Below are 24,954 nucleotides of genomic sequence, written 5' to 3' on the forward strand. Positions count from 1 at the left end.
AATCAGAGTGAATTTATGAATTGATTAACGGTTTCAGCCAATGTAGCGTCAATCGGTAAATCGGGCTTACTGTAGGCAGCGGCATTCTCCTCAGCCCCGGCTGCAATCGTTTTGAGCACGTGGTTCATATTGGGGATGAGCTTCAGCGTAGCGTCAGGTTTAGCGGCTTTCAGCAGTTCGGCTTCTGAAACGGCAACCTGCAAGTCTTTTGTCCCGTTTATGAGCAGCACCGGAATTTTCAAATCTTTAATTTCCTGCTGCGGGTCATATTTTATCCAGGAAATCATATAAGGCTGTACGCTTTCCCTGAAAAGCGATGCCATGGAAGGATCGTCGAGTTTAAACGTTTTGCCCTCCTTTAATAAACCAAAATATTTAGTGGCTTCCTCAATGACTGGCTGTGGCTGACCTTTGAGTTGTTCCATAATGACCTGGTCGATCGATCTTCCGGCGCCGGAAATCGAAATGTATGCATCGGCATTCCCTTTTGCTGCTTCCATCCCGATGAGCGAACCTTCGCTGTGTCCGGCCACAATAATTTTGGAATACATTTTTTTAGCCCTGAAATACGAAATCACGGCTTTGGCATCAGTAATATAATCCTCGAAGGACATTGTTTTTTCGTCGATTTTACCAGCCTTAGCCAGGGCAATCACGCGTTTGTCATAAGCATAGACCGCATTGTTGTGCTGTGCGAGGTTTTGCGCCAGCATTTTCAAGGAATTATTTTCCATTCCGGGCTGGTTTCCGTTCCTATCTGTAGGGCCTGAGCCGGCAATAAGGATGATGAGCTTTTGTTTTGATGAAGCATTTTCAGGACTGTATAAAGTGCCTTTGATTAAATCGTTGACGGCTACTTCGGAAGCTGTAAATTTTGTGCTTTGCGCAAATGTGGAAATCCAACAAAGCAATAACAGGATTGTACAATTTGTTTTCATGGTTTATAAGGTGTAAGTGATTAGGATTTTTGAAATAATTTCAGCTAAAATAACTGCGCCGATAAAATACCATATCGGGCGGGAGCCTTTGGCGTTACTCGCAACTCTGAAGCCGTTCCACAGCAACGCAAAAAACCAGACGATGAAGAGCAATGATACAAATCCGATTAAAACCAGTACCATCATATCGCCCGGGACCATATTCTTAAGGTCATTTTCGGATGCCATTTGCTGCAGCCTTTCTGTGGCTTCATACACGCGTCCGCCGCTGTTCACGGGTGTCATCAGGTAAAATGGAATACGTGATATCAATACTGCGCAGTAAATATCAATGTGGCGTGTTTTAGGATTGATCTGCTTCGCTGCCAAAAACAACAAGAGCCCGAGGCAGGCGATGTTGATGAGCAACTCGATGAATGGGGTTTGCATCGCAATTTCCTCAACAAAATGCAGGTCTATGATGCCGTCATAATGCGCGTTGAAATGCCAGGCCAGAAAACCTCCGGCGATAGTGGACAGTATTCCTGCGATTAGTAAAGTATTGGTTGACAGGCGTTCAAAAGGGTTAAAGATAATTTTCATGGTTCGGATTTTGTTTTAAAATTTTGATTCTTTCTATAATATCATCGAGTTTGTTGCGGACAGTGGGGTAGCTGTTTCCCATTTGCGATGCCATTTCTTTGAGGCTGCCACTGGTCATGAAAAACTGCAGGATGAAATTCAGGTCTTCTTCATTAAGCTGGAGCAATAAAGGAAGGGCATAATTGCCGGAAACGGTCGTGCCGCAATGCCCGCAGGACAATTGTGTAACCGACAGGCCGGTTTCACAACTTGGACAGGTTACGGGAAGTTTAGGTTGTGCCATTTTGTTTAAAATTGATTAGTCAAAATTAAATAAAATTTATTTAAAAATTAATATTATTTAATTAAAAGTGATTTTAGTGTAATTTAGTTTTCAATTTATAGAAAAAAAAGTTATTCTGAAATATAAAAAAAGCTCCTTAAAAGGAGCTGTATTTTAGTCAAATTTATTCCGGATGTAGTATTTACCATCTAAATCTTCATCAAAATCATCAATTTTTGGAGGTTTGGGCTTTGGTTTGCCGGCAAGGGCCTTCTTTTTCCAGAGCTCGAATTTATCAGCGGTAAGCCTTTTTTTCATGATTTCGAGTATGTCCTTTTCGGCCAGCCCGAATTCTTTTTTGATAATTTCGAAAGGATTTCGCTCTTCTAAAGCCAGGGTATGGAATCTTTCCAATTGTTCCCTGTCCAATTCAGGTAATTTGCTCTTCTTCATTATTTGAAAACTAATCCAGATAAATGGTCATTATTTTTTAAATACTTGATTTCTATACCAATATTAATAAAAAATACTTTCACTTTTTTAATCGGATAAAAATTTTTCAGGACTGGTTCTTCCTGGCATCTCTGGACTTTTGAAATGGAATGCGAAGCAGGTTGCTGAGGCTGTTGTTTTCGGCCGTTTCCATATGCGTATCTACGCCATAAACGACGTGGCCTCTTTGCAGATAGCGGAATGTCCCGAAAATCCTGTCCCATACCGAAAAAATATTCCCATAATTCGAATCCGTATAAGGCAACATATAGTGATGGTGTACCTTATGCATGTCCGGTGTGACTAAAAACCAGCTCAGTGCCTTGTCGAGTGCCGGAGGAAGCGCAATATTAGCATGGTTAAATTGTGAAAATACCACCGAAAGCGACTGGTACATAAAAACCATCCACATCGGCGCTCCCACGATAAATGTTGCCATGACGGTAAACAGGAAACGCCACACGCTTTCTCCGGGATGATGGCGGTTTGCCGAGGTGGTGTCAATCCAGGTATCGGTATGGTGGATTAAATGAAACCGCCATAAGAGTTTGATTTTATGTTCGCTTAAATGTGCGAGATACGCTCCGATGAAATCCAGAAGCAGCAACCCCAAAAGCGATGAAACCCAAATATTTGTTTCAGGCATAAGGCTTAATATCCCGAAGTGATTTGTGGTGACCCATGCTGCAGTCATCAACAATACAAACGCCAAAGCAAAATTTACGACAATGGTGGTCAACGTAAAAAAGATGTTGATCCCTGCATGCTGCCATTTGCTGTAATCAAAACGAAGCATTGGTTTGAGACTTTCCAGCAGCCAGAAAAAAGCGATGCCACCGGCAAGGATCAGTCCGCGGTGCGAGGAAGGGATGTGCGAAAAGTAGTCGATAATGGAGTCCATAAGGAAATGCTTTTCCCAAATGTAACTTTTTTTCCAATCGAAAGGAAACTTATTTTATGGCCCTGAAAGTCAGGTTGATCCTTGTGCCAATGGGTTTTGTGGTTTTTGGGATCTGGTGTTTCCAGAAGTGTTGCGTTGTGCCTTTCATCAATAGCAGGCTGCCGCTTTCAAGAAGGATTTTTAATTTCTGTTCTGGTTCTGTGTTGTGCTTTAAATGAAAAAAACGTTCTGTCCCGAAGCTAACAGAAGCGATGACAGGATTGCGCCCGAGTTCTTTCTCATCATCGGCATGCCAGCCATTGCTGTCTTTGCCGTCGCGGTATTGATTCAGTAAAACGGTCGTAAACGGGAAGCCACAGATTTGCTCCACTTCTTCCTTAATATAAGTTAGCAAAGCATTCCACGGATGCGGCTTCATTACGATTCCTGAATAAGAATATGGCTTTCCCTGGTTTCCGTACAACGCCGTCAGCCGCGGCTGTGCGTGGGTTTTCCCGAAAAGTGTAATGTCATCCTGTTGCCACAAAATTCCATCAAGCAAATGCCGGAACATATCGTCCGATTTATCAGTCGAAAAGATATGCGGATAGTAAACGATTTCCGCATCGGGAAGATCGAAAGTTATCGAGTCATTCAGGTTTTCAAAAAGGGAGGCCATTGGTATAAATATAAGCCCAGATTATAAGTACGACCTGAAGCGGAAGACGCAGCAACAACAGCCACCTGGGCATATTAAGCGACGCTTTTTTGTCAGTGTACATATAAATATTGGCGGGAAAAATAATGATTAGCAATGCAATAAGTGCCCAGGCCGTAGGGGCAGAAATGGCCGGGATGCAAAGACCAATGGCAATGATGATTTCGGCAGCGCCACTGGTATAGTTGATGGTTTTATGCCAGGGCAGGTACGACGGGATGATTTTCAGATATAGGCCTGGTTTCCGGAAATGGTTCCCTCCCGCAAGCAGGTACAATAAAGCCATGATATAAAGGTGCCACGGTAAATCCATTGGATTGTTTTCCTAAAAATACGAAATTATTGGTCGTTTTCCCCAAATTTAATATTCATCACTACAATCGCAGCGATAATCATCAGGATGCCGAGCCATTGTACCAAAATGACCTGTTCATGCAAAAGGAAATAGGCCATGGTTACTGATACCGGCAACTCGAGCGAGGAAACGATGCTTCCCAATCCGATGCCCGTCAACGGAAAACCGGCGTTCATCAGCATCGGCGGGATGACGGTCCCGAACAATGCCACTAAAATTCCCCATTTGTAAAAGATGTCGAAATTGAATTGTGTATTTTGTGTAGCCAAAGCAAAAATGAATACCAGAACGGCACCGCCCAAAAGCATGTATAAACTCCGTTGCGCCGATGAAATGCCAACAGCCACGCGGTTCGCGGTAAACATTGTCGTGGTGAATGACGCTGCGGCCAGCAGGCCCAAAACAATGCCTCGCCAATCCGGCAAAATGTCGGTTTGAATCAGGTTTGTGGCTAAAACAGTACCGATAAGTACGATAAATACAGCCAGCACCTTGACTTTTGAGGGCAGTTTTTTTTCTAAGAACATTTCCAAAAGCACGCCCATCCAAACGGTCTGCATCAGCAGTACAATCCCGATCGATACCGGAATGTATTTCACTGCGAGGTAATAAAAAATACTGGTCAAACCGGTGGATGTTCCGGTAATCATCAGGTCGCGGATATTTTTGGCGGAAGCCTTTTTCACCTCTGTGCCGTTTTTCTTTTTCTGGAAAGCGTTGATGAGCAGGATGGCGGCGATCCCGATTACGAATTGGGATGTAATGACTTCAGCCGGAGTAAAATACCCGCCGGACATGCCTTTATCTGCATAAGCCATTTTTACGAAAGTGGCCAGCATGCCGTAACTTGTTGCTCCGAGCCCCACGAAAAAAACGCCTTTCATTATCCTGTTGTTTGTCATCTCTTGTTTTTTTAAAAGCCGACAAAGATACTTCATAATTAATAATTGCTCTGCCTCTTCGCAAAATAATTGCCCGGGTGGCAATTAATAAACGGGGATGTAAAATATTTCTGCAAAAGCAATGTTATCCACTTTACCAAACCAATGACATGAAACATTTACTGCTGTTAGTATTGCTGGCATTTGTGTGCTGTAATAATGCTGAGACACCAGTTGCGACTAAGGATTATACTGCATTAGAATCTGAAGCACTGAGGTATTGTAAAGCCAAAAATTTTAATGAGGATTATTTTTTCCTGGTTGATTTAAGCATCCATTCCGGTAAGAATCGCTTCTTTATTTATGATTTTAAGCAGAAAAAATTCACCGCCAAAAAACTTGTAACGCATGGTAGCTGTGATGTCAACAGTAACAATCCTGATAAATGGGAGAAGGCATTATTCAGTAACAAAAACGACAGCTACTGCAGCGCCATAGGCAAATACAAAATCGGCAAACGCGACTACAGCAGCTGGGGGATTAAGGTGAAATACTGGCTGCATGGTTTGGAGGAATCAAACAATAATGCGGAAGGTCGTGTTATCGTATTGCATTCCTGGGATGCGGTTTCAGATCAGGAGGTGTATCCAAAATTTAGTCCGCTGAGCTGGGGATGCCCCGCCGTTTCAAATGAATTTATGGAAATTCTTGATGCAAAACTGAAGCAATCGAAGAAGCCTGTTTTGCTGTGGATTGTAGAATGACCAGCCAGAATGTCCAATTGAAAAATTAAAATAGCTAAACAATGTAACTTTTTAAACGTAAAATGTAAGTCTGCCGACTTGCTGTGCTCTTACTTTACATTATAAAAATTTAAGTTATGAAACTGACGATAAGAAATTTGAGAAACATCATTGCAACAGCAGCTTTTTTTATGGCAATACCGATGGCTGCGCAGCAAAATGGACAGGTCGACCAGGATCAACTGCAGCAACAGCCACCGAGGGAAACGCAGCGTGAAACCGAACGTGCGGCCCAGACTGATGCCAAGAGGAGAAGCGATGCAGAACTCCAGGCTGAAAAACGGGCGAAGGACAAAGGGCGTACGCAAAAGCAGACTACTGCAGAGCGCGCGGTTTCAGATTCGGTGAAAAAACCTAAAGAAATCAAGCCTCAGGTACAATATGAATCGAAACCGAATTAGGTAAAACGTTTAAATGAAAAAGCCATCAGCAATGATGGCTTTTTTATGGAGTTTTATGCTAAAGACAACCCACCATAATTTTTGAAAACCTGTTCAAGGGTTTGTTTCAGTTTTCGGAAGTCACTGAGTTTCGTGATGTAGTCAGTAGCGCCAAGATCTTTCGTAGCGGCCTTATCCTGCGGATGCGACGATGTGCTGTACACTATAATCTTGCTTTTGTTGCTTTCCGGTTGCTTTTTATATTCTTTGAGGAACTCGTATCCATTGACCAGAGGCATGTTCAGGTCCAGGAAAATATAATCTGGCGGCGGCGGGTTTTTATCAATATATTCCAAGGCATCGCGCCCGTTATCAGCAAGGTCACACACAAACGAAGGGTAAAGCTCGTTTATGGCTTCCAATAAAAATGACTGGTCATCCTTGTCATCATCAACCACCAAAATTCTTTGTTTTGTCATCAGGCAAAGATAAATATTAATTATATCGTAAGACAAACCTCAAACGTAATGGAAAGCAATTAAAATCCTTAAATGCCACTATGTATGGTATAAACGGATTACAAAGGTGGGAATATTATAAATATTTAATAAAATGTTGTAAGAAAAAAATAGCGTCTTGTAATCCGCAGAAATCAGTTTGCAATATATTTTGAAACAGCTATAAATCCACAGAAAGTAGCCAAAACACCAATAAAAATGCTTGTTGCGACGTATGACAATGCTGAAAAGGCCTGCCCGTTTCGCAACAAATCAAATGTTTCATAAGAAAATGCGGAAAAGGTCGTAAAACCGCCCAAAATTCCCGTCGCCAGGAAAAGCCGCCAATCGGTAGTCATCCCGCCTTTATCGGCAAAGCCATAAACAATCCCAATCAGCAGGCAGCCGGTAATGTTTACCGAAAGTGTGCCGTAAGGAAATGCTCCCGCAGCTTTAGCCTGTATCATCCCGGACAGCAGGTATCTTAAAATTCCTCCGATGAAACTGCCGAAGCCTATAGCAAAAATGATCTTCATAAATGTTGCTTTTTGTCCTTCAATGTAAATTTAAGCCAGGCAAAACCGATTATGGCCGAAAACAATGAGGCTGTAAGTATGGCTATTTTAGCGGATGCAATGAGCGACTCATTTTCAAACGCAAGTAAGGTAATAAAAATCGACATTGTAAAACCAATTCCGCCTAAAAAACCTATGCCCAAAAGCTGTTTCCATTTTAATTTTGATGGCAGCGAACAGATTCGCGTTTTTACTCCGATGAAAGAAAACAGCCAGATTCCGGCCGGTTTCCCGATGCACAATCCAAAAATGATGCCAAGGCCTGTCATCGATACCAAGCCATCTTTCCAGCCTGCATCAAGTATGATTCCGGTGTTGGCCAGTGCAAAAAGCGGCAGGATAAAGAACGTTACCGGGCTTTTAAGTTGGTGCTCCAGTGTATGCAAAGCCTTTTTTGGTATGGCGAAAGCGGTAAGTACGCCTGCAATTGTGGCATGTATGCCGGAATGCCAGATAAAATACCAGATAGCCATTCCGCCGATGAGGTAAATCAAAATGCTCCGGACCCTGAAAGCATTCAATACCAATAAGAACAGGAAAACAGCTATTGCAATGGCAAGATGTGGCAGTGAAAGTGTTTTCGTGTAAAACATGGCAATCACAACAATAGCACCCAAATCATCGATTACAGCCAATGCCATCAGGAATATTTTCAGTACAGGCGATATCCTTTTGCCTAACAGTGATAAGATCCCGACAGCAAATGCAATGTCCGTGGCCATTGGGATTCCTGCACCGGAACGGCTTTCAGTATTGAAATTTAGAAGCAGGAAAATGGCAGCAGGGAGCATCATGCCGCCCAGCGCAGCGACAATCGGCAAAGCGGCCTTTTTAACTGAGGACAATTCGCCTTCCAGGATTTCGCTTTTGAGTTCGAGTCCGATGTACAGGAAGAAAATGGCCATCAGTGCATCGTTGATCCATGCTGTCAAAGAATGCCCGTAAACTTCATGTTTCCAAAACGCGGTATAATGTGTTTCTAAAGCAGTATTGGCCAGCAAAAGTGAACAGGCGGTTGCCGTTACCAGCAATATCCCTGTTGTTTTCTCACTTCGGATGATGTTTTTCAGGATGCTCATCTAAGTTTTTCCTTTACGCCCGATTTGTATTTTTTGTCAACAATCAAAACCACGGCAATCCCAACGGTATAGGCGATCATGTCAATCCATTCAAAAGAGTTTCCAAGAATCAGATTTGCCATCCTGGAGTCTTTTAAGCCCAGCAATGCTACAAGATGCAAATGTTGCGCGAATTCGATCAGGTAAGAAAAAAGCAAAACACCGAGGGCCACTTTACGGGATTCCATTTTCAAAAATGTTTTTACGAAGCAATATATCAGTACCACGACGAGCATATCGCCCACATACGGGCGCACAAACTGATCGTGAACATACATTGCAATGAGGCATTCCGTAGCAAATAATAAAAGGAAACTGCAGAAATACCTGAAATGGAAACGTAGCGCCATAACGTCATTTTTGAATATACAAAAGTAACGGTCCTGTAGGTTAAAACAGTATATTTTGACTACATTTATAAAAATTGAAACCCTGCCATGTTTAACGACGCCAATACCGGAATCCTGCTGGCTGCCAGCCGTGATGCTATTTTAATTCTCGACAGCCATCTTAATGTCCTGACAGCGAATCCGTTTTTTTGCCGGAACTTCGGCCTGGACCCCAAAGACATTGAGGGAAAGCCCTTGTATGATATCGATGGCAATGCCTGGGACGATTCTGCAATCCATTTCCTTTTTAATGAATTGCTGCCTGCTGATGGCCATGTCGAAGATTATGAAGTTACGATTGATTTTCATAGGAATGGCTTCCGTGACCTGATTCTAAATGCAAGGCAATCGACTGGTCATGGTCCGGAATTGATTTTCCTGATTGCTGAAGATGTGACCGAAAAGAAAAAAGCGTTGCAGCTCCAGGCCGGGATTGAAGCAGAACTGGAAATGCTGGTGAAGCTGCGTACTGCCGAGTTGGAGCAATCGCGTGCCTACCTGAATTCGGTTTTGGGATCGACCCATTATGGAATTGCGAGTTATGAGCCCGTACGGAATGATACAGGGGAAATCGTTGATTTCAGGATTATTTACACCAATCAGGAAGTTCCGGGTAATTTTGGGCTTTCGGTTCAGGATGTTGTGGGGAAAACTTTCACGGAAGTCTATCCGTCGATATTCGAGAATGGCATTTTTGAAAAAATCAGGGATTGTATTTTGACGGGCATGTCGAATACTTATGAAATCGCTGTGAATAAAGGCAACAATGAAATCTGGCTGACCGCCGCTACGGAACGTGTGAATGATTCGGTAACGATTACCTCAAAAAATATCACTGCAGAAAAATCGGCCGCATTGCAGCTCGAACGCATGAATACGCTCCTATTCAATAAGAATAAGGAATTGTCGTCATTCACTTATATAGCTTCGCACGACCTGCAGGAACCTTTACGCAAAATCAGGATGTTCATCAGCAGGATACTGGAGGAAGAGCACCATTTTTCAGACAATACGTTATCTTATTTTACAAACATCAACAGCACTGCCATGAGAATGCAGACGCTTATAGATGCGCTGCTGAGTTATTCGAGCATGGATTCAGATATTTTCAAAACCGAGCGTACCGATCTGAATAAATTCCTCAAAGAGGTTTGTTCCCTGATCGATATTTCGATTGAAGAAAGTGGTGCGGTGTTTGAAGCAGAGCCGCTTCCCGCAGTCTACGTCGTACGCATTCAATTCCAGCAACTACTGCTCAATATCATTAACAATGCCATCAAATACAGAAAGCCGGGCATCCCCCCGATCATCAAAATCAGTGCTGAAAAAATAGAAAATGATAATGGAAAATTCTGGAAACTGATGATTGAAGACAACGGCATCGGATTTGATCCACAGTATGGCGACAAGATTTTTGAAGTGTTCCAAAGGCTGCACGGCAAGCGCGAATATGAAGGAACCGGAGTCGGGCTGGCCATCTGCAAAAAAATCATGCAGAACCATCACGGTAATATTACAGCGGAAGGGAACCCTGGTAAAGGAGCGAAATTCAATATCTTTATTCCGGTAAAAAGCTGAAAGTTTACAGTTTAATCAAATTATAGCCGTGGCTTTTCAGTGCTTCCATCACCTGGATTAACACTTTGGAGCGGGTGTTGCCATTAGTGATATCGGCGTCAGTCTTTACCCAATAACGTGTTGTGACCTGCACCGTATTTCCCGTAACAGCCGAAACAACTACGGAATTCTCAAGTTTTTCATTAATGACTTCATCGATTTCGGTAAGTTTCGCGGTAATGATTTCGATGGCTTTCTGGTAATCGGCACCATATTCGAGGTTGATGGTGAAATCCTGGAGCAGGAAACCGCCACTATTGTAATTGATCAGCGTATTCTTTATCAATAACGCATTTGGGATGTAAATGTCTTTGCCGTCACTTTTGATTTGTGTATCGCGCAGGTTCAGCGAAATGACTTTTCCTTTTACACCATTACTTTCAATAATTTCACCGATGGAAAACGGTCGTTTGAATGCCAAAAGAATGCCGGCCAGGAAGTTTTCACCAATATCTTTCAGCGCAAAACCGATGACGAATGCTGAAATTCCGGCACCTGCAAGCAAACTTGTAGCGATGCCATTGAGCCCGATAATACGGAATACAATCAATATACCGATGATCAGCAAGACCGCCTTAACCAGCCTGGAAATGAAATTGGCCAGTAAAGGATCATGCATGCGGCGTTTAAGCCGTTTGTCTGAAAATTGCTGGACTTTAGAAGCAATGAACCATGCCATTAGGAAAATAAGTATGGCCAGCCCGATTTTCGGGGTAATATCTACTAATTTATAATAGTATTTTTGTATGTGGTCCGCTATATCTGAAAAAAAATCCTCCATAAAATAATTTTTACATAAAATTAAATCTTATGGAGGATTTTGCTTTTTAGGATTTGGGGTTTATTTTATAAAATCCCGAAAGGCAATTCAGGATCGTTTCTCGTTATAATTCCCACGCATGTGCTGATTGATAAATGTGATGAGGCCAATGCCATTCCCAGCCAGCCGTTTCATGATTTCAATATTGGCCTTGCCAGTGCTCTTGCTGTTGTAATAGTATGTACTCCCATCGTCGAACATAATGGCGATTCCGTTTTCGTCAAAGTCATACGCCCAAATACCACCGTATCCGCTTTTATTGGCGTAAGGTTTCATCAAACTGCTGCCGGAAAGGTGGATTTCATTTTTCGAGGCGTAAAATTTTCGAATAATTTTTGTGTTGGTTTTTCTTTAACGGATGGCAGTGATATGGTGCGGTAATCATTCACAACGGTCTGGAAACGTATCAACTCCGCAAAATGGGCATACGCAGCCGAAGCAAACCACCCGACGGGTACCTGCTTTGCACGAACCTGCCATGGCAGTAATTTAAATACCGCGTCAATAGAATCGACATTCGAGCGCAACACATGGATGTGGTCATTGATCATCATGAATTTTACAGTTTCTTCTACTGGATCAAACGTTGTCGGTTTCTCGATATAAAGGATTTTTGCCCCCGCATTGCGGTCAAGGAAGCAAAGTGTTTTTTGATAAGTTTCATCCCAGCTTCCATCACAGAAAACCAGCATATCATAATCGGTCGTGTTATAGATCAAAGCTGTGGGTGAAATTGGGTCGGTAAGTGGGCTCTGATTTTTCATATTTTCTTGCATTTGAATTAGATTGTCAAAGCTATATTTCGGTTGCAAAGAAAATTTATACTGATTTTGGAAAAGTTTATAGGATTACGTTGTTACGCATCAGCCGAGGAATAAACTAACAGCTAAATTCCTGTTAATGCTTCACCAACAACCATCTGTTGCCAAATTTGTCGATCAAATCACCGGAAAATCCGCCACCAAAAACATCTTCCACCGGATGCGCTTGACGGCCCCCGGTGGAAAGCTTTTTATAATACCTTCTGATTTCCTCTTCCGTATCGCAATGCAGCATCAGCGTGACGGCATTGCCACGTTGCAGGCCGTCGTCGTCGGGCATGTCAGTGGCGGTGAGTTGCAGATTGCTGTTGGTGAGTGTTGCCTGCAGTATGGCGTGTCGCATTGCAGGCGGCATATTTTCGCCCAAAGGCGTATCACCTAATTCCTGCAATTGCAATTCTCCGCCAAGGCAGTCGCGGTAGAATTGCATTGCCTGCCTGCAGTTGCCATTAAAGGTCAGGTATGCACTGATATGTGCCATCGTTACATTTTTTTGCGGATGTTTTGAAGTTGCAGCGTATGCCGTTGTGCATGGATCAGGTTGAAACTAATCCATTCATACAATGTTAAAGCCCCAAAACCGGGCAATTCAAAGAGGCGGCTTTCCAATGACAAATCGGCATCTTCAGCCATGCCGCGGTGTTGTTCTTCAATAGCTTTTAATTCGGACAATTGCGCTTTGATATCATGTTTTTCGGATGTGGGCACTAAAAAATCCGGTGATGTCAGCCTGATGCTGTAATCAAGGAACATTTTTTTAATGGCGGGAATTTTTTCGTCCAATGGGCGGTCGGATTTTTCGGTTTTTGTACCCAAACGGCCTATACCCGACATCCCTTTAATGAGGTGCTCGGCAACCTGCCCGGCGGACCAGCTTCCCGCAAACGGTTGGATGTCTGTCTCTGCTTCACTGAAGGCGCCGATGGCAGTATATAGTGATTCGAATGTATGCTGGATTTCGTTTACAAGCATGGCTCTTTCTTTTTTGAATGTTTTCATTATTGTAGTAGTTGATTCGTATCCAGGGATAGTAATTTTTAAATGATTACACTGTTCGTTTTTTCTGATAAAGACAAAATTAATGGATGCATCAGGAGTTCATGTTGTGTAAAACCGACTTATGAAAGGGTTGATTCCGACAAACGGTTTGTGTACTTTTGTCTGGATCATCAGATTTTCGGATTGTCAGATCTTCAGACTTTCCGACAATCCAAAAAGCTATTCCTATGAGACATATTTCAATATTAGTCCCGAATGGACATACGAGCCTCCCAAATATTGACGGTACGCACCAGATTTTCAGTGAAGTCAATTCCATAGCCGCACGTTTTGGCTTGCCACCGTTTTTTGAGGTGAAGCTGGTCGGCATTTCCGAGACCATCAGCCAGCGTAGCGGCCGTTACACCATTGTTCCGGATTGCCTGATTGGTGATGTAAAGCAAACCGACCTCATTATTATTCCAGCCATGCACGGCAATATGCCTGAAATGATTGCACTCAATAAGGATTTTATTCCCTGGATCAGGAAACAATATGAAAACGGCGCGGAGATTGCCAGCCTCTGCATCGCTTCGTTTTTCCTTGCTGAAACAGGATTGCTCACAGGAAAGCAATGCGCGACACATTGGGGTTCAGTGAATGAATTCCGGCGGATGTTTCCCGAAATCAACGTCGTAGATGATAAAATAATCACTGATGAGGATGGGATTTATACCAGTGGTGGCGCTTATTCGTTTTTAAACTTATTGATTTACCTTATCGAAAAATACGCCGGCCGTGACATGGCGATAGGCATTGCCAAAGGCTTTATGATCGACATTGACCGCGTCAGCCAATCACCTTTCATCATGTTTAAGGGACAGAAAGAACACGAAGATGAGCCGGTAAAAAAAGCGCAGGATTATATTGAGCAAAATTTCGACAATAAAATTACCGTCGACGACCTCGCCGACCGTTTCGCAATCGGGCGCCGCAGCCTTGAACGGCGTTTCAAAAAGGCGACCTGCAATACCGTTGTCGAATACATCCAAAGGGTCAAGATTGAAGCCGCCAAACGCAGTTTCGAAACCAGCCGCAAAAACATTTCCGAAGTCATGTATGATGTCGGTTACACCGATACGAAGGCGTTTCGTGATGTATTCAAGAAAATAACGGGATTGACACCTGTAGAATATCGGAATAAGTATAATAAGGGTAGTTTTCAGTCTCAGTAGGCAGTCTCAGTATGCAGTGTGCTCATATCAAAACTGCCTGCTGCGACTTATTGTACAGTATAATCCATTTTTGAAACCTCTGAAACACGGAAATAGCCCAGTGCAAAGTTCTTACTGTCGGTATAGTTGATGATATTTCCCCTCACATTCGTAGGAGGTGAAGACCAAGGCCCGCCCCCGCCTTCGGTAATTTCTGTCAGGATGGCCATGTAATTCATATACCTTTGGGAAACGCCGTAAATTGAAAATGTCGTTTCGTCGCCTGCCTTGAGGTCTTCATTAAGGTAAAAGCCATAAGTCTGGTTGCCCTGGAAAAACTCATCGTCAAAAGCGTCGTAGTCCGGAAAAACGGTGATATTGGTTTCAAAAGCCGTCAGGTAAAAGTTGTTTTCGGCACCATTATCACTGAAAAAATATTTCAGTTCGATGTCTTTGCCCGATACGCCGCCTTCATTATTTTGCGCCACCGATTCTACATCCGGCGCTGCAAAAAGTTTCTCTGTGGCTTCATAAGTCTGCCCCCCGGAAATCACGGTAAGTTTATAAGTCTCTCCAATCTGTGGTACGAAATTATCACACAGGTATTCGCCGGTTCCAGGGCTTTCGATGAATTCGAAAATGGTGTTGCTGCTGTTGCTGATGCGCACTTGAGCATTGGAAACTACGGGTATTTCGGTTTCATAAAACCCTGTTGTGGTGGTCAGTTTTACTTTTTGATGGCTGCCGTCGGTGCCTTTTACCCAGTCGATTGAAGCGTCGATAACCAGTTTTGGCGCTGCGGTATTCAGGTCGACATCCACCACTTCCTCACAACTGCTTATCGAAACCGCGGCTATTAGCAATAGGATGTATTTGAAATTTTTGTTTATTGTCCTCATGATGATTGATGATTAGAATTTAAAATTATAGGTTACACTCGGGATCAACCCGAAAATGGAAAGCCTCACAGCCTCGTTCACACCGGTAGTCTCATTCTGCCTGAACGACATCGAAGCGGCATTCGAACGGTTGTACAGGTTGTAGATGCTGAATACCCATTCGCTCTGCCAGCCTTTTTTCTTTTCCGGATGTGGAATATAAGTGGCCGATACGTCGAGGTGGTGGTAAGCAGGAAGCACACTGCTGTTCCTGGCTTCGTATGTGGGAACGACCACGCCGCCGTAAACGTATTGCCCGTTCGGGTAAGTCACCGCTTTTCCGGATTGTAGCGTGAAAATGCCGCCGAATGACCATTTTTCATTCAGCTTGTAATTTCCTGTTACCGAAAGGTTGTGCAGTTTGTCATAGCCGGCACGGTACCAGTCGCCGTTGTTGATTCCGGTTTCTGCAGCAGTCCTGCCCGGCGTTTTCTGCTCTGAGCGGGATAGGGTGTAGGAAGCGAATCCGGTCAGGCGGCCTTCGTTTTTCTTCAGTAAAAGTTCGACCCCGTATGACCTTGCTTTTCCGTTTAAGATCACCTGTTCGATGTTGTTGTTCGCAATCAGGTCGGCACCATCGATGTAATCAGCGCGGTTCTTGATTTTTTTGAAGAAAGTTTCCACTTCAAGCGAATAGGCCTCATTTTTGAAATTCCTGAAATAGCCCAAAGCCACCTGATCCAGTATTTCCGGCTTGATAAAGGCATCGCTTGGTGCCCATACATCGAGTGGCGTCGCCGATGTGGTATTCGAAATCAAATGCAGGTACTGGCTCATGCGGTTGTAGCTCGCCTTGACGGACTGGTTGTCATCGAGCTGGTATGCCACCGCAACACGGGGTTCGAGGTTGTCGAATTTGGCGATGGTTTTCCCGCTGCCGTAATATTTAGTACCGATGGCTTCCGCTTTTTCATAAATCTGCAATTCAGAATTAAAATTGACCGCCTGGTTGTGATCGTAAATGCTCATCGTCTGTTCGCCTAATCTTTGGAACATGCTGTAACGCAAGCCATAATTGACCGATAGCTTTGCTGTAATGTCCTGTTCTGCCTGAATGTACACGGAGGGTTCGAAAGCATATTTCCGGTCAAGTTGTTTGTGGTTGATTCCTGAATCGGCATCGAGCGGATCAACAGTGCCGGGATTGAATTGGTAATAAATCGCATTTACGCCGTAACTGAGCTTCAGCTTATCATTCAGGTAATGCCTGAAATCATATTTCAGGTTGTAGTTTTTTATGCCCGATTCCCATTTAAGCCCACCGGCATCAATATCCAATCCATAATAATAATCGCTGTAAATCGACGAAAGATTCGAGAATAATTTATCGGAATACAAATGGTTCCAGCGAAGGTTGAACACGGTATTGCCATAAGTATTGCTAAAAATTTCATTGAGTTTGAACACGTCCCGCCCGAAATATCCTGAAAGAAACAAATTGTTATTGGCATTGAGCTTGTAGCTCAGTTTGGTATTCAGATCATAAAAGTAAGCCGAATTCTGATTGTCGGCGAGTTTCAGAAAAAGGTGTGCATAGGAGCCACGACCGGCAAACAGGAAGGAACCCCTGTCTTTTTTAATCGGGCCTTCGGCTAAAAGACGGCTGGAAATCAGTCCGATTCCGCCATTCATATGAAAACGGTCACTGTTTCCTTCTTTCTGGTAAATGTCAAGCACAGAAGATACACGCCCACCGAAACGCGCCGGGATCCCGCCTTTGTACAATTTCAAATCCTTGATCGCATCGGAATTGAATACGGAAAAGAACCCGAAAACATGCGACGAATTGTAAATCGTAGCTTCATCGAGCAGGATCAGGTTTTGGTCGGCGGAGCCGCCACGCACGTTAAATCCTGCCGAACCTTCGCCGGCATTGGTTACGCCGGGCAATTGCAGGATGGATTTCAACACGTCGACTTCTCCCATTACCGCAGGCATCTTGCGGATTTGCTGGATGGTGAGCTTGTTCGTGCTCATTTCCGGTTTACGGATGTTGGTTACCGTTTTATCTGCTTTGACCGTTACAGTTTCCAGCTGCTCGGTATCGCTGTCGAGCTTGATGTCTTTTTTGATGTCGCGGTCCAGGCTGATACTTTCTGTTATTTGCTGATATCCGACATACGTAATAACGACGGTGTAATCGCCTTTAGGGACTGAAATGGAATAAAAACCATATTCATTGGTGGAAACGCCGGTCTTCAGTTCGCTGATGTAAACGTTCACGCCGATGAGCGTTTCGTTACCCTCATGGTCTGAGATCGTCCCGCTGAGGGTAAATTTTTCCTGTGCACTTGCCGCGAGCGAAAACAGGGATAACATGGTTGCTAAAAATAGCTGGATAAGAACTCTCATAAATGATTGATGACAATTGATTAAGGAATTGATTTTTTGGTTAAAGGTGATTGATGATTGAACTCCGGCTGATAAAGGATCCGTTTTTTGATTGATGCAGTCAGATTAACGCCGATACTTTGACGATATTGTAAGTATAATGTTACAATATCATTAAGTAATGCAATTCGGTGGTGTTGCTTTTTTCATGATGAAGGGTTTAATTTTTTCCTGGCAAAGATAGGTAGGCATAAAAACCTGTTCCTAATGTTTATGAGTCTTACTGGCTGAAATGTACCACCTACTATGTTGAAGTGTCGTGGGGATATCCGGTCATAAACGTTGGAATGTAGCAGATACGGGGTTGAAATGTACCTGCTTTTAAGCCTGAAAACCGATTTCTGATGCCCTGACTTCCCGACTGTTACAAAAAAACCGTATTATTGTTTCTTACGTAAGTGAAAATACCAATACGACAAAATGCCTATCCACATCAATACCTTTGCCAGATCATGGCGCATATCTATATTTTGTGTGCTGCTTTCCCCCCTGATATGCCGCCCGCAATATGTCCTTCAAAAAAATGTACCGCTGCCTGAATATGTTTCCTTACATCAATATGCGTCGCTTGCCGATGCAGGAAGCCATGACTTTTCGATACAGCAGGTAGTTGATGGATCTTCCGCCTTGCGTTTCCTTCCACTAAAAAGTGAGAACACGAACATAGGGTTTACAAAAAACCATTACTGGCTCAAGGTGTCCATAAAAAATGATACCGATGCGTTATTGGAATATTATTTTGAAACCGCACGGCCTGTTACAGACCTCGTGAATCTATACACCATCGATTCGAAAGGGAAGCTTACTGAAATGCAAAGCGGTGATAACATCCCGTTTAAAGACAGGAGTTTCCGCCACAGGATGCCGCTTTTTCCATTAAAATTAGCCCCTCACGAAACGTTGCGTTGCTACCTTCATTTAAAAAGCGACGGGGAAGTGATCAATATGCCGGTCGCGCTACGGTCTGAATTCAGCCTGATGAAGGCGGGTTTCCTCGAGCAATTGGTTTTCGGGATTTTTTATGGCATATTGCTGATAGCGGCTATTATTTACTTTTTCTTTTTCTTCGGCTTAAAGGAAAAAAGCTTTCTTTATTATAGTTCATATGTGTTTTTCATAGGATTGATGCAGTTTTCGCTCGACGGTTATTTCCACCAATACATTGCATCAGGTGCTGGATGGTTTTCCGGTCATTCAGTGCTGATTTTTGCCTGTTTTTCCACTTTTTTCCTCGGCAAATACACACAGCATTTCCTTAGGATTAAAAAATACAGCCGGAAAATCAACCTGGCTTACCGTCTTTTATACATTTTGGTAGGCATACTCTTTGCTGTCGTTGTATTCATTCCTTCGGGTATGGAATACGCCTATCCCATGGCGAATATCCTCGGACTCACGGTATTGTTGCTGATTATTTCTTCAGTCGTTACCATATATATCAAGAAAGGCGAGGTGGACGGATTTTTTACCAGCGGCGTATTGTTCCTGATATCGGGCTTCGTGATTTTCATCATGAATAATTTCAGCGTACTGCCGAATTCCTTTTTTACCACGAACAGTTCTAAATTCGGGACCGGGCTCGAAGTCATTTTCCTATCGCTTTCCATGGCAAATTTTATCCGGAAACTCAAAAGGGAACGGGAGGAACTGAATCGCCTGGCGCTCGTCAGGGCTGAAGAAATGAGCGAGCTCAAATCGTATTTCCTTTCGAATATCAGCCATGAATTGCGAACGCCTTTAAATGCCATTATGACCATGATCGATGCGATTTCTAAAGAAGTCGATGACGACAGCATCCGGAAAAACTGCCAGGTGATTAAGTATTCTTCATATAGTTTACTGAGTTCTATCAATGATATCCTCGATTTTTCAAAAATACAGAAAAAGGAACTCCAGCTTGAAATGGCCAAATTCGATCCGGCAAAAATGCTGCGCAAGATAAGCGAAAGCGCCGCCATAAAAGCCAAAGACCAACAACTGCATTTCCAGTTTATTGAAGAAGGGGAGTTTCCGGCACTTGTTCTCGGCGACAGAAACCGCCTGGCGCAAATCATCAACAATGTACTCAATAATGCCTTTAAGTTTACCGTGGAAGGTTTTGTACGTATGAAGGCCGAAGCCGTTACAGCCAATGGAAAATTGACGTTGTTGATGACCATTTCTGATTCCGGTGTTGGGATTGCCAAAGAAAAAATGGAAAATATTTTCGATTCTTTTACACAGGACAATATTAATAATAAGAGGAAATTCGGGGGACTTGGACTCGGACTTTACATCGTGAAAACGCTGGTCGATATGCAACGCGGGCAAATTGAAATGAACAGCAAAGTGGGTATTGGCAGCGTGTTTAAGATAAGCCTTGAGTTTGACGTGGCAGAAGACACCTTTGTTCCGGCAGCCGCTGCAAAAATTGAGGATTTTGATTTGGGTGGCAAAAATATCCTTGTAGTGGAAGATAATGCAATCAATCAGCTTGTCGTAAAAACCATTACTAAAAAATGGGCGAACACCAGCGTCACTTTTGCCGGAAATGGCGAAGAATGTATTGCATGCCTTAAGAATGATCAATTTGATATCATCCTGATGGATTTACAAATGCCGGTGATGGACGGATATGAAGCTACAATTGCCATCAGGAATTCCGAAGCAGGCCCAGAAAATACTCGTATCCCAATCATCGCGCTCACAGCAGATGTTATGGAAGCCACGAAAACGCGTGTCAATGAGATCGGGATGAACGGCTATCTTTCCAAGCCATTGAAGGCCGATACGCTTTTTGAAGCAGTCAGGGAGCTGGTGCACACAAATTAATATGATAATCTTTTGGATAAATCCTGTAAAAAAGAAATTGGTTTTTTGGCGAAATTTGGTAAACAAAAATCAGTATCATGGAAAATCTAAACGACAATATGAATGCAGCTCCTGAAGATGGCTACACTCCGGACAGCACCACCGGAAGTGGTATCAGCGAAGCGGAACGCAATTTGCATGATAATACATTATCCCGGAATCCCGTAGATCCGCAACATGCAGACAATGGACGAATCGAATTGGTGAATAAATATAACATCAATGATAAAGCGCATTCTGATAGCAGTGCCGGGGATTTTGTGAAAACCGTTTCAAAATTCCATCACGCAGATCCAGATATACAGCACGACAGCGATATACAGATTTGAGTAATCGCTCAGAAATCGAACTTGCTTTCTATAGCATAACGGATGAGGTCGGATTTACCGTGCAGGTTTATCTTCCGGTGGATGTTTTTCCTGTGGGTTTTCACAGTTTCAATGCTGATGCACAATGCTTCGCTTATTTCCTCTGTCGATCTCCCGTCACCGATAAGCCTTAGGATTTCTTTTTGCCTGGCACTTAATATTTTACCTTCATTTACCATTGCGTCCTTTGCAATAATGGCCTCATCAAAAAAGGTATGGCCCAGGAATACGGCCCTGATGGCTTTCTGTAAAAGAAAGATTGATGAGCTTTTCATAAGATAGCCCGATGCGCCTGCATCCTTCATTTGTGATACGGCAATGGGCTGATCAAACATGCTGAAGGCAATCACTTTTATTTTTGGGAATTCTTTTTTTAAGAGCCGAGTGGCAGTAATGCCGTCACATTTTGGCATACGGATATCCGTCACTACAACGAATGGCTTTTTTTCGCGTACGATTTCTAACAGCATCTCGCCATCGCTGGCTTCCCCGATGATACTAATGTCATTTTCAAACCTTAGGGATAGTTTGATACCGTCGAGCATCGCCTGATGATCTTCGGCAATAACCACTGTAATCATAAGTATTGCATTTGGGCAGTTCCAAAAAAAAACTGCACCTGGTTTGTCTTGGTCAGAAGGTAATTATTACCATTCAAAGTAACAAAAAATATACTCACATTACAAAATCGCGCTTATTTTTGTGAAAAAATCTTGTTTTGCTACTTCATTACTATTATTTTTTGATTAATTCTACAAAGTTCACGTTTTTGTAAGAGTTATATAAGATAAGCACGAACCTTTTTTAACCAAATCATTCCGCTTTGAACAAACGGTTTCAGGATTCAGGTTGCAATTTAAGATAGTTGCGAATTGAAATATTGTAAACTTATCTCATATTGCTAAAAAACTGCCTGACAGATTAAAAGTATTTTTATCTACTTAAAATATACAATTATGGATTCGATCAACCAACAACAAAAAGAAGAGAACTTCAAAAACCTGGCCGGAGACGAGGCGCTCGAGAAAATCAAAGAGCTTGCCAAAAAAGCGGGATCTTGTTTTTTCTGCACCCATATAAAGACGGGGAAACCTTTTGAAACGCGCCCCATGGCAGCAGAAAAAATTGACGAGCAGGGAAACTTCTGGTTCCTGAGTTCGAATGACTCACATAAGAATAATGAAATTGCTGATGATTCCGCTGTGCAGCTTCTTTTTCAGGGGTCGTCCTACAGCGACTATATGACGCTTTATGGAAAGGCCACTATCAGTACAGACAAACAGAAAATTGATGAACTTTGGGATCCTATCATGAAAACCTGGTTTACAGATGGGAAGGATGATCCAAGGATAACAGTTATAAAATTTACCCCGACGGAAGGTTATTATTGGGACACGAAACACAATATGGCAATCGGACTGATAAAACGGGTATATGGTGCGGTTGTGGGCGAGACCTATGATGATTCGATAGAAGGAAATATCAAGCCTTAATGTCAAACAAAAAGCCGTCTGCAAAGACGGCTTTTTAGTTTAAATATCAACCTATGTCTATTTTATCATTTCAAAACTACGCTTAACAAATGCCGTAAGCTCTTCGCCTTTCAGCAGGTTTTGCGAAAGTTTTGCAAGGTCGAGGGCCTGTTTGACCAATCCAGAGCGGATGGCTTCGTCTTTGTTTTCAAGTATTGATGTGGCCAACTCAGAATTCGTATTTACTACCAGATTGTACATTTCAGGCATATTTCCCATACCGAACATGCCGCCGCCGGTCTGGCTCATTTCCTTCATACGGCGCATGAATTCAGGTTGTGTAATCAGGAATGGCGCAGCATGGCTGTCAAGTGGTTCAAGCTGCACCGTATATGCAGGTTGTGGAACCACGCCTTCTACGATAGTTTTAAGGGTTTCTTTCTCCTCATCAGAAAGTTTTGAAATCGCAGTGTCTTCTTTCTTAATCAGGTTGTCGATATGGTCTGAATCGACGCGTACGAATGTAATGTCGCTGTTGTCGCTTTCCAGTTTTTGTATCAAATGTGAAATGATCGGGGAATCCAGAAGCAACACTTCGTAGCCCTTTTCTGCGGCAGCGGCAATATAACTGTGCTGTGCATCTTTATTGCCGGCATAAAGTAAAACGAGCTTTCCGTCTTTGTCAGTGTGTTTTTCCTTCAGGTTTTCCTTCAGTTCCTCTAATGTGAAATATTTCCCGTCGACCGTTGGATATAATGTAAACGCGCCTGCTTTTTCATAAAATTTCGGCTCAGAAAGCATACCATATTCCAAAACGACTTTAATGTCATTCCATTTCTGTTCGAAATCCTCGCGATTTTCAGTGAACAGGGATTTCAGCTTATCAGAAACCTTACGGGTGATGTAGTTTGAGATTTTCTTTACGTTCCCATCAGCCTGCAGGTAAGAACGGGAAACGTTCAGCGGAATGTCCGGCGAATCAATCACCCCTTTAAGCATTGTCAGGAATTCCGGGACGATGCCTTCCACATTATCGGTCACAAAAACCTGGTTTTGGTACAGTTGGATCTTGTCCTTCTGGATCTGAAGATCGGCGCCAAGCTTTGGGAAATAAAGGATTCCGGTAAGATTGAACGGATAATCCACATTCAGATGGATATTGAACAAAGGCTCTTCGAACTGCATCGGGTACAATTCGCGGTAGAAGTTTTTATAGTCGTCATCATTGAGCTCCGCAGGTTGTTTTGTCCAGGCAGGATTTGGATTGTTGATGATGTTGTCGGTTTCAACTTCCTCAGCTTTTGCATCTTCCGGAGCATCTTCGGCTTTTGGTAACGTGTGTTTTTTAGTTCCGAATTTAATCGGGACCGGCATAAATTTATTGTATTTGTTCAGCAAAGAAAGGATTTTACTCTCATCGAGGAACTCCAGTGAATCCTCTGCAACATGCAGGATGATTTCTGTCCCACGGTCCGTTTTTTCGGCAGGCTCCAATGTGAATTCCGGGCTTCCGTCGCACATCCAGCGTACGGCAGGTTCATCCTTATATGATTTTGTAATGATCTCTACTTTTTCGGCCACCATAAAAGCGGAATAAAAGCCGAGGCCAAAATGACCGATGATGCCTGAATCTTTGGCAGACTCCTTATATTTTTCCAAAAACTCTTCTGCGCCGGAAAATGCCACCTGGTTGATGTATTTCTCGACTTCTTCAGCTGTCATACCCAATCCCTGATCAATGACATGTATTTTTTTTCCCTCTTTGTCAATCTTCACTTCAATCACCGGATTGCCGTATTCTACATTCGCTTCGCCAATGCTGGTAAGGTGTTTTAATTTCAGAGTAGCATCGGTAGCATTTGAAACCAGTTCGCGAAGGAAGATTTCGTGGTCGCTGTATAAGAATTTCTTGATTAAGGGAAAGATGTTTTCAACCGAAACATTAATTTTTCCTGTTGTCATAGTGTTAAATTTATATTAGTTGGTTGCTGCTTTTCAAATAAAATACCAAAATCACTTAGAGTGACAAATTGTCGTAAACGCTAAATTTTAATAATTAATTATCAAATCTTAAAACATAATATTCAGATGTGATTGTATCTTTGTACTTGTTAAATTCTAAAACACCTAAACAATGAAAAAAATCGTATTATTATTTGTGCTTGCGGTGTCGATTGCGTCATGCAAATCTACTTCTGCCACAAATACAAAAACAGACACCAAAGCACAGGTAGCCATTAAAGGTAACTGGGTGCTGAGTTCGGTGACATATCCAGGTTCCGAATACATCAGGGTTCTTTCTTTCCAAATCGCAGATTCAAAATGCTTTGAAGGCAGTACATGGAAATTTATTTCTAACAATAATAAAGGGGATATGGCGCTTACCGATCCAAATTGCCCTTCCTTCAGTTCACCGTTCACTTGGTTTGTAAATAAAGACGGCCAATTTGTACTGAAACTTCTGAATGCAGGAGAAAAAGCGAAGAAAGTGCGTGACGGTTATGTACTGACACTTGCAAACCAGACCGAAACTTCTTTCCAATTGCTTGATAAAATTGAAGTAGGCGGAAAAATGACCAATGTGGTATACCAATTTAATAAAAACTAAAAACAGG

Annotated in this window: 29 protein-coding genes; 8 read left to right on the plus strand and 21 right to left on the minus strand. The window is 42.8% G+C overall.

All coding sequences use genetic code 11. The annotated features are described in order from the left end of the window. Nucleotides 1-2: 2 nt before the first annotated feature. The 8 genes from HYN49_RS07215 to HYN49_RS07250 form a co-directional block, all read right to left on the minus strand. Nucleotides 3-938: an alpha/beta hydrolase gene (locus HYN49_RS07215; RefSeq protein WP_108903489.1), complete on the minus strand. Its 936-nt coding sequence runs from the start codon at nucleotides 936-938 to the stop codon at nucleotides 3-5. Between the two features lie 3 nt (nucleotides 939-941). Continuing rightward, on the minus strand, nucleotides 942-1,520 hold the full coding sequence (locus tag HYN49_RS07220) for a YIP1 family protein (RefSeq protein WP_108903490.1): 579 nt from the start codon (nucleotides 1,518-1,520) through the stop codon (nucleotides 942-944). Then, nucleotides 1,504-1,803 (minus strand): DUF2089 family protein, encoded by a 300-nt coding sequence (locus HYN49_RS07225; RefSeq protein ID WP_108903491.1) that lies wholly within the window; start codon nucleotides 1,801-1,803, stop codon nucleotides 1,504-1,506. The genes HYN49_RS07220 and HYN49_RS07225 overlap by 17 nt, the downstream gene beginning before the upstream one ends. 153 nt (nucleotides 1,804-1,956) lie before the next feature. Then, nucleotides 1,957-2,235, minus strand: coding sequence for a DUF2805 domain-containing protein (locus HYN49_RS07230; RefSeq protein WP_108903492.1), 279 nt, complete (start codon nucleotides 2,233-2,235; stop codon nucleotides 1,957-1,959). 106 nt (nucleotides 2,236-2,341) lie between these two features. Next, complete coding sequence (locus HYN49_RS07235; RefSeq protein WP_108903493.1) at nucleotides 2,342-3,175, minus strand: sterol desaturase family protein; 834 nt, start codon at nucleotides 3,173-3,175, stop codon at nucleotides 2,342-2,344. 49 nt (nucleotides 3,176-3,224) lie between these two features. Further along, nucleotides 3,225-3,833, minus strand: a complete 609-nt coding sequence (locus HYN49_RS07240; RefSeq protein WP_108903494.1) for an alpha-ketoglutarate-dependent dioxygenase AlkB family protein — start codon at nucleotides 3,831-3,833, stop codon at nucleotides 3,225-3,227. Then, nucleotides 3,817-4,185: a DoxX family protein gene (locus HYN49_RS07245; protein ID WP_108903495.1), complete on the minus strand. Its 369-nt coding sequence runs from the start codon at nucleotides 4,183-4,185 to the stop codon at nucleotides 3,817-3,819. The genes HYN49_RS07240 and HYN49_RS07245 overlap by 17 nt, the downstream gene beginning before the upstream one ends. A gap of 26 nt (nucleotides 4,186-4,211) precedes the next feature. Then, a complete protein-coding gene (locus HYN49_RS07250) occupies nucleotides 4,212-5,129 on the minus strand; it encodes an EamA family transporter (RefSeq protein WP_108903496.1) in 918 nt (305 codons plus the stop codon). A 149-nt stretch (nucleotides 5,130-5,278) separates the two neighbouring features. Here HYN49_RS07250 and HYN49_RS07255 point away from each other — a divergent pair, with 149 nt between their 5' ends. Further along, nucleotides 5,279-5,872, plus strand: coding sequence for a murein L,D-transpeptidase catalytic domain-containing protein (locus tag HYN49_RS07255; RefSeq protein WP_108903497.1), 594 nt, complete (start codon nucleotides 5,279-5,281; stop codon nucleotides 5,870-5,872). 116 nt (nucleotides 5,873-5,988) lie between these two features. Then, a complete protein-coding gene (locus HYN49_RS07260) occupies nucleotides 5,989-6,312 on the plus strand; it encodes a hypothetical protein (RefSeq protein ID WP_108903498.1) in 324 nt (107 codons plus the stop codon). A gap of 53 nt (nucleotides 6,313-6,365) precedes the next feature. Here HYN49_RS07260 and HYN49_RS07265 read toward each other — a convergent pair whose 3' ends face one another. The 4 genes from HYN49_RS07265 to HYN49_RS07280 all read right to left on the minus strand — a co-directional run bounded on the left by HYN49_RS07265 (nucleotide 6,366) and on the right by HYN49_RS07280 (nucleotide 8,831). Further along, entirely contained in the window at nucleotides 6,366-6,770 is a 405-nt protein-coding gene (locus HYN49_RS07265; RefSeq protein ID WP_108903499.1) for a response regulator, read from the minus strand. Nucleotides 6,771-6,943: 173 nt separating this feature from the next. Continuing rightward, nucleotides 6,944-7,324, minus strand: a complete 381-nt coding sequence (gene crcB / locus HYN49_RS07270) for a fluoride efflux transporter CrcB (protein WP_108903500.1) — start codon at nucleotides 7,322-7,324, stop codon at nucleotides 6,944-6,946. Beyond that, nucleotides 7,321-8,442 carry a Na+/H+ antiporter NhaA gene (gene nhaA / locus HYN49_RS07275; RefSeq protein WP_108903501.1) on the minus strand — a complete coding sequence of 374 codons (1,122 nt, stop codon included), beginning with the start codon at nucleotides 8,440-8,442 and terminating at the stop codon, nucleotides 7,321-7,323. The genes crcB and nhaA overlap by 4 nt, the downstream gene beginning before the upstream one ends. After that, a complete protein-coding gene (locus tag HYN49_RS07280; RefSeq protein WP_108903502.1) occupies nucleotides 8,439-8,831 on the minus strand; it encodes a ribosomal maturation YjgA family protein in 393 nt (130 codons plus the stop codon). Before HYN49_RS07280 ends, nhaA begins: the two co-directional genes overlap by 4 nt. Before the next feature lie 87 nt (nucleotides 8,832-8,918). Here HYN49_RS07280 and HYN49_RS07285 point away from each other — a divergent pair, with 87 nt between their 5' ends. Further along, nucleotides 8,919-10,448, plus strand: a complete 1,530-nt coding sequence (locus tag HYN49_RS07285; RefSeq protein WP_108903503.1) for a sensor histidine kinase — start codon at nucleotides 8,919-8,921, stop codon at nucleotides 10,446-10,448. A 4-nt stretch (nucleotides 10,449-10,452) separates the two neighbouring features. Here the strand turns inward: HYN49_RS07285 and HYN49_RS07290 are convergent, their stop codons facing one another. From HYN49_RS07290 to HYN49_RS07310, 5 genes are all read right to left on the minus strand, one after another. Further along, nucleotides 10,453-11,268, minus strand: a complete 816-nt coding sequence (locus tag HYN49_RS07290) for a mechanosensitive ion channel family protein (RefSeq protein WP_108903504.1) — start codon at nucleotides 11,266-11,268, stop codon at nucleotides 10,453-10,455. A gap of 87 nt (nucleotides 11,269-11,355) precedes the next feature. Continuing rightward, the gene (locus HYN49_RS07295) at nucleotides 11,356-11,586 is read right to left on the minus strand and encodes a hypothetical protein (RefSeq protein ID WP_146185060.1); all 231 of its coding nucleotides are present in this window, start codon (nucleotides 11,584-11,586) and stop codon (nucleotides 11,356-11,358) included. After that, the gene (locus HYN49_RS07300; protein ID WP_146185061.1) at nucleotides 11,583-12,071 is read right to left on the minus strand and encodes a hypothetical protein; all 489 of its coding nucleotides are present in this window, start codon (nucleotides 12,069-12,071) and stop codon (nucleotides 11,583-11,585) included. Before HYN49_RS07300 ends, HYN49_RS07295 begins: the two co-directional genes overlap by 4 nt. Nucleotides 12,072-12,204: 133 nt before the next feature. Beyond that, a complete protein-coding gene (locus HYN49_RS07305) occupies nucleotides 12,205-12,609 on the minus strand; it encodes a VOC family protein (RefSeq protein WP_108903507.1) in 405 nt (134 codons plus the stop codon). 2 nt (nucleotides 12,610-12,611) lie between these two features. Next, complete coding sequence (locus HYN49_RS07310) at nucleotides 12,612-13,127, minus strand: DinB family protein (RefSeq protein WP_108903508.1); 516 nt, start codon at nucleotides 13,125-13,127, stop codon at nucleotides 12,612-12,614. A 227-nt stretch (nucleotides 13,128-13,354) separates the two neighbouring features. On the opposite strand from HYN49_RS07310, the gene HYN49_RS07315 reads away from it, so the two are divergent. Continuing rightward, a complete protein-coding gene (locus tag HYN49_RS07315; RefSeq protein WP_108903509.1) occupies nucleotides 13,355-14,341 on the plus strand; it encodes a GlxA family transcriptional regulator in 987 nt (328 codons plus the stop codon). A gap of 47 nt (nucleotides 14,342-14,388) precedes the next feature. Here the strand turns inward: HYN49_RS07315 and HYN49_RS07320 are convergent, their stop codons facing one another. Continuing rightward, nucleotides 14,389-15,219 carry a DUF4249 domain-containing protein gene (locus HYN49_RS07320; RefSeq protein ID WP_108903510.1) on the minus strand — a complete coding sequence of 277 codons (831 nt, stop codon included), beginning with the start codon at nucleotides 15,217-15,219 and terminating at the stop codon, nucleotides 14,389-14,391. Between the two features lie 12 nt (nucleotides 15,220-15,231). After that, entirely contained in the window at nucleotides 15,232-17,577 is a 2,346-nt protein-coding gene (locus HYN49_RS07325; RefSeq protein ID WP_245892146.1) for a TonB-dependent receptor, read from the minus strand. A gap of 492 nt (nucleotides 17,578-18,069) precedes the next feature. Between HYN49_RS07325 and HYN49_RS07330 the strand changes: the two genes are divergently transcribed. Together HYN49_RS07330 and HYN49_RS07335 are read left to right on the plus strand one after the other, a co-directional pair. Then, a complete protein-coding gene (locus HYN49_RS07330) occupies nucleotides 18,070-20,460 on the plus strand; it encodes a hybrid sensor histidine kinase/response regulator (protein WP_108903512.1) in 2,391 nt (796 codons plus the stop codon). Between the two features lie 77 nt (nucleotides 20,461-20,537). Continuing rightward, the gene (locus HYN49_RS07335; protein WP_108903513.1) at nucleotides 20,538-20,828 is read left to right on the plus strand and encodes a hypothetical protein; all 291 of its coding nucleotides are present in this window, start codon (nucleotides 20,538-20,540) and stop codon (nucleotides 20,826-20,828) included. An 8-nt stretch (nucleotides 20,829-20,836) separates the two neighbouring features. Here HYN49_RS07335 and HYN49_RS07340 read toward each other — a convergent pair whose 3' ends face one another. Further along, nucleotides 20,837-21,448 carry a response regulator transcription factor gene (locus HYN49_RS07340; RefSeq protein ID WP_108903514.1) on the minus strand — a complete coding sequence of 204 codons (612 nt, stop codon included), beginning with the start codon at nucleotides 21,446-21,448 and terminating at the stop codon, nucleotides 20,837-20,839. Between the two features lie 375 nt (nucleotides 21,449-21,823). Here HYN49_RS07340 and HYN49_RS07345 point away from each other — a divergent pair, with 375 nt between their 5' ends. Continuing rightward, nucleotides 21,824-22,360: a pyridoxamine 5'-phosphate oxidase family protein gene (locus tag HYN49_RS07345; protein WP_108903515.1), complete on the plus strand. Its 537-nt coding sequence runs from the start codon at nucleotides 21,824-21,826 to the stop codon at nucleotides 22,358-22,360. Nucleotides 22,361-22,417: 57 nt separating this feature from the next. Here HYN49_RS07345 and htpG read toward each other — a convergent pair whose 3' ends face one another. Beyond that, a complete protein-coding gene (gene htpG / locus HYN49_RS07350; RefSeq protein ID WP_108903516.1) occupies nucleotides 22,418-24,301 on the minus strand; it encodes a molecular chaperone HtpG in 1,884 nt (627 codons plus the stop codon). Between the two features lie 172 nt (nucleotides 24,302-24,473). On the opposite strand from htpG, the gene HYN49_RS07355 reads away from it, so the two are divergent. Then, nucleotides 24,474-24,947: a lipocalin family protein gene (locus HYN49_RS07355; RefSeq protein WP_108903517.1), complete on the plus strand. Its 474-nt coding sequence runs from the start codon at nucleotides 24,474-24,476 to the stop codon at nucleotides 24,945-24,947. Nucleotides 24,948-24,954 lie beyond the last annotated feature (7 nt).

The sequence above is a fragment of the Flavobacterium pallidum genome (assembly GCF_003097535.1).
Taxonomy (GTDB): domain Bacteria; phylum Bacteroidota; class Bacteroidia; order Flavobacteriales; family Flavobacteriaceae; genus Flavobacterium; species Flavobacterium pallidum.

What these genes read in the sequence shown, in the direction of transcription:
- HYN49_RS07215 (WP_108903489.1), bottom strand. Translation starts at nt 938, where the DNA reads ATGAAAACAAATTGTACAATCCTGTTATTGCTTTGTTGGATTTCCACA.
- HYN49_RS07220 (WP_108903490.1), bottom strand. Translation starts at nt 1,520, where the DNA reads ATGAAAATTATCTTTAACCCTTTTGAACGCCTGTCAACCAATACTTTA.
- HYN49_RS07225 (WP_108903491.1), bottom strand. Translation starts at nt 1,803, where the DNA reads ATGGCACAACCTAAACTTCCCGTAACCTGTCCAAGTTGTGAAACCGGC.
- HYN49_RS07230 (WP_108903492.1), bottom strand. Translation starts at nt 2,235, where the DNA reads ATGAAGAAGAGCAAATTACCTGAATTGGACAGGGAACAATTGGAAAGA.
- HYN49_RS07235 (WP_108903493.1), bottom strand. Translation starts at nt 3,175, where the DNA reads ATGGACTCCATTATCGACTACTTTTCGCACATCCCTTCCTCGCACCGC.
- HYN49_RS07240 (WP_108903494.1), bottom strand. Translation starts at nt 3,833, where the DNA reads ATGGCCTCCCTTTTTGAAAACCTGAATGACTCGATAACTTTCGATCTT.
- HYN49_RS07245 (WP_108903495.1), bottom strand. Translation starts at nt 4,185, where the DNA reads ATGGATTTACCGTGGCACCTTTATATCATGGCTTTATTGTACCTGCTT.
- HYN49_RS07250 (WP_108903496.1), bottom strand. Translation starts at nt 5,129, where the DNA reads ATGACAAACAACAGGATAATGAAAGGCGTTTTTTTCGTGGGGCTCGGA.
- HYN49_RS07255 (WP_108903497.1), top strand. Translation starts at nt 5,279, where the DNA reads ATGAAACATTTACTGCTGTTAGTATTGCTGGCATTTGTGTGCTGTAAT.
- HYN49_RS07260 (WP_108903498.1), top strand. Translation starts at nt 5,989, where the DNA reads ATGAAACTGACGATAAGAAATTTGAGAAACATCATTGCAACAGCAGCT.
- HYN49_RS07265 (WP_108903499.1), bottom strand. Translation starts at nt 6,770, where the DNA reads ATGACAAAACAAAGAATTTTGGTGGTTGATGATGACAAGGATGACCAG.
- crcB (WP_108903500.1), bottom strand. Translation starts at nt 7,324, where the DNA reads ATGAAGATCATTTTTGCTATAGGCTTCGGCAGTTTCATCGGAGGAATT.
- nhaA (WP_108903501.1), bottom strand. Translation starts at nt 8,442, where the DNA reads ATGAGCATCCTGAAAAACATCATCCGAAGTGAGAAAACAACAGGGATA.
- HYN49_RS07280 (WP_108903502.1), bottom strand. Translation starts at nt 8,831, where the DNA reads ATGGCGCTACGTTTCCATTTCAGGTATTTCTGCAGTTTCCTTTTATTA.
- HYN49_RS07285 (WP_108903503.1), top strand. Translation starts at nt 8,919, where the DNA reads ATGTTTAACGACGCCAATACCGGAATCCTGCTGGCTGCCAGCCGTGAT.
- HYN49_RS07290 (WP_108903504.1), bottom strand. Translation starts at nt 11,268, where the DNA reads ATGGAGGATTTTTTTTCAGATATAGCGGACCACATACAAAAATACTAT.
- HYN49_RS07300 (WP_146185061.1), bottom strand. Translation starts at nt 12,071, where the DNA reads ATGAAAAATCAGAGCCCACTTACCGACCCAATTTCACCCACAGCTTTG.
- HYN49_RS07305 (WP_108903507.1), bottom strand. Translation starts at nt 12,609, where the DNA reads ATGGCACATATCAGTGCATACCTGACCTTTAATGGCAACTGCAGGCAG.
- HYN49_RS07310 (WP_108903508.1), bottom strand. Translation starts at nt 13,127, where the DNA reads ATGAAAACATTCAAAAAAGAAAGAGCCATGCTTGTAAACGAAATCCAG.
- HYN49_RS07315 (WP_108903509.1), top strand. Translation starts at nt 13,355, where the DNA reads ATGAGACATATTTCAATATTAGTCCCGAATGGACATACGAGCCTCCCA.
- HYN49_RS07320 (WP_108903510.1), bottom strand. Translation starts at nt 15,219, where the DNA reads ATGAGGACAATAAACAAAAATTTCAAATACATCCTATTGCTAATAGCC.
- HYN49_RS07325 (WP_245892146.1), bottom strand. Translation starts at nt 17,577, where the DNA reads ATGTTATCCCTGTTTTCGCTCGCGGCAAGTGCACAGGAAAAATTTACC.
- HYN49_RS07330 (WP_108903512.1), top strand. Translation starts at nt 18,070, where the DNA reads ATGCCTATCCACATCAATACCTTTGCCAGATCATGGCGCATATCTATA.
- HYN49_RS07335 (WP_108903513.1), top strand. Translation starts at nt 20,538, where the DNA reads ATGGAAAATCTAAACGACAATATGAATGCAGCTCCTGAAGATGGCTAC.
- HYN49_RS07340 (WP_108903514.1), bottom strand. Translation starts at nt 21,448, where the DNA reads ATGATTACAGTGGTTATTGCCGAAGATCATCAGGCGATGCTCGACGGT.
- HYN49_RS07345 (WP_108903515.1), top strand. Translation starts at nt 21,824, where the DNA reads ATGGATTCGATCAACCAACAACAAAAAGAAGAGAACTTCAAAAACCTG.
- htpG (WP_108903516.1), bottom strand. Translation starts at nt 24,301, where the DNA reads ATGACAACAGGAAAAATTAATGTTTCGGTTGAAAACATCTTTCCCTTA.
- HYN49_RS07355 (WP_108903517.1), top strand. Translation starts at nt 24,474, where the DNA reads ATGAAAAAAATCGTATTATTATTTGTGCTTGCGGTGTCGATTGCGTCA.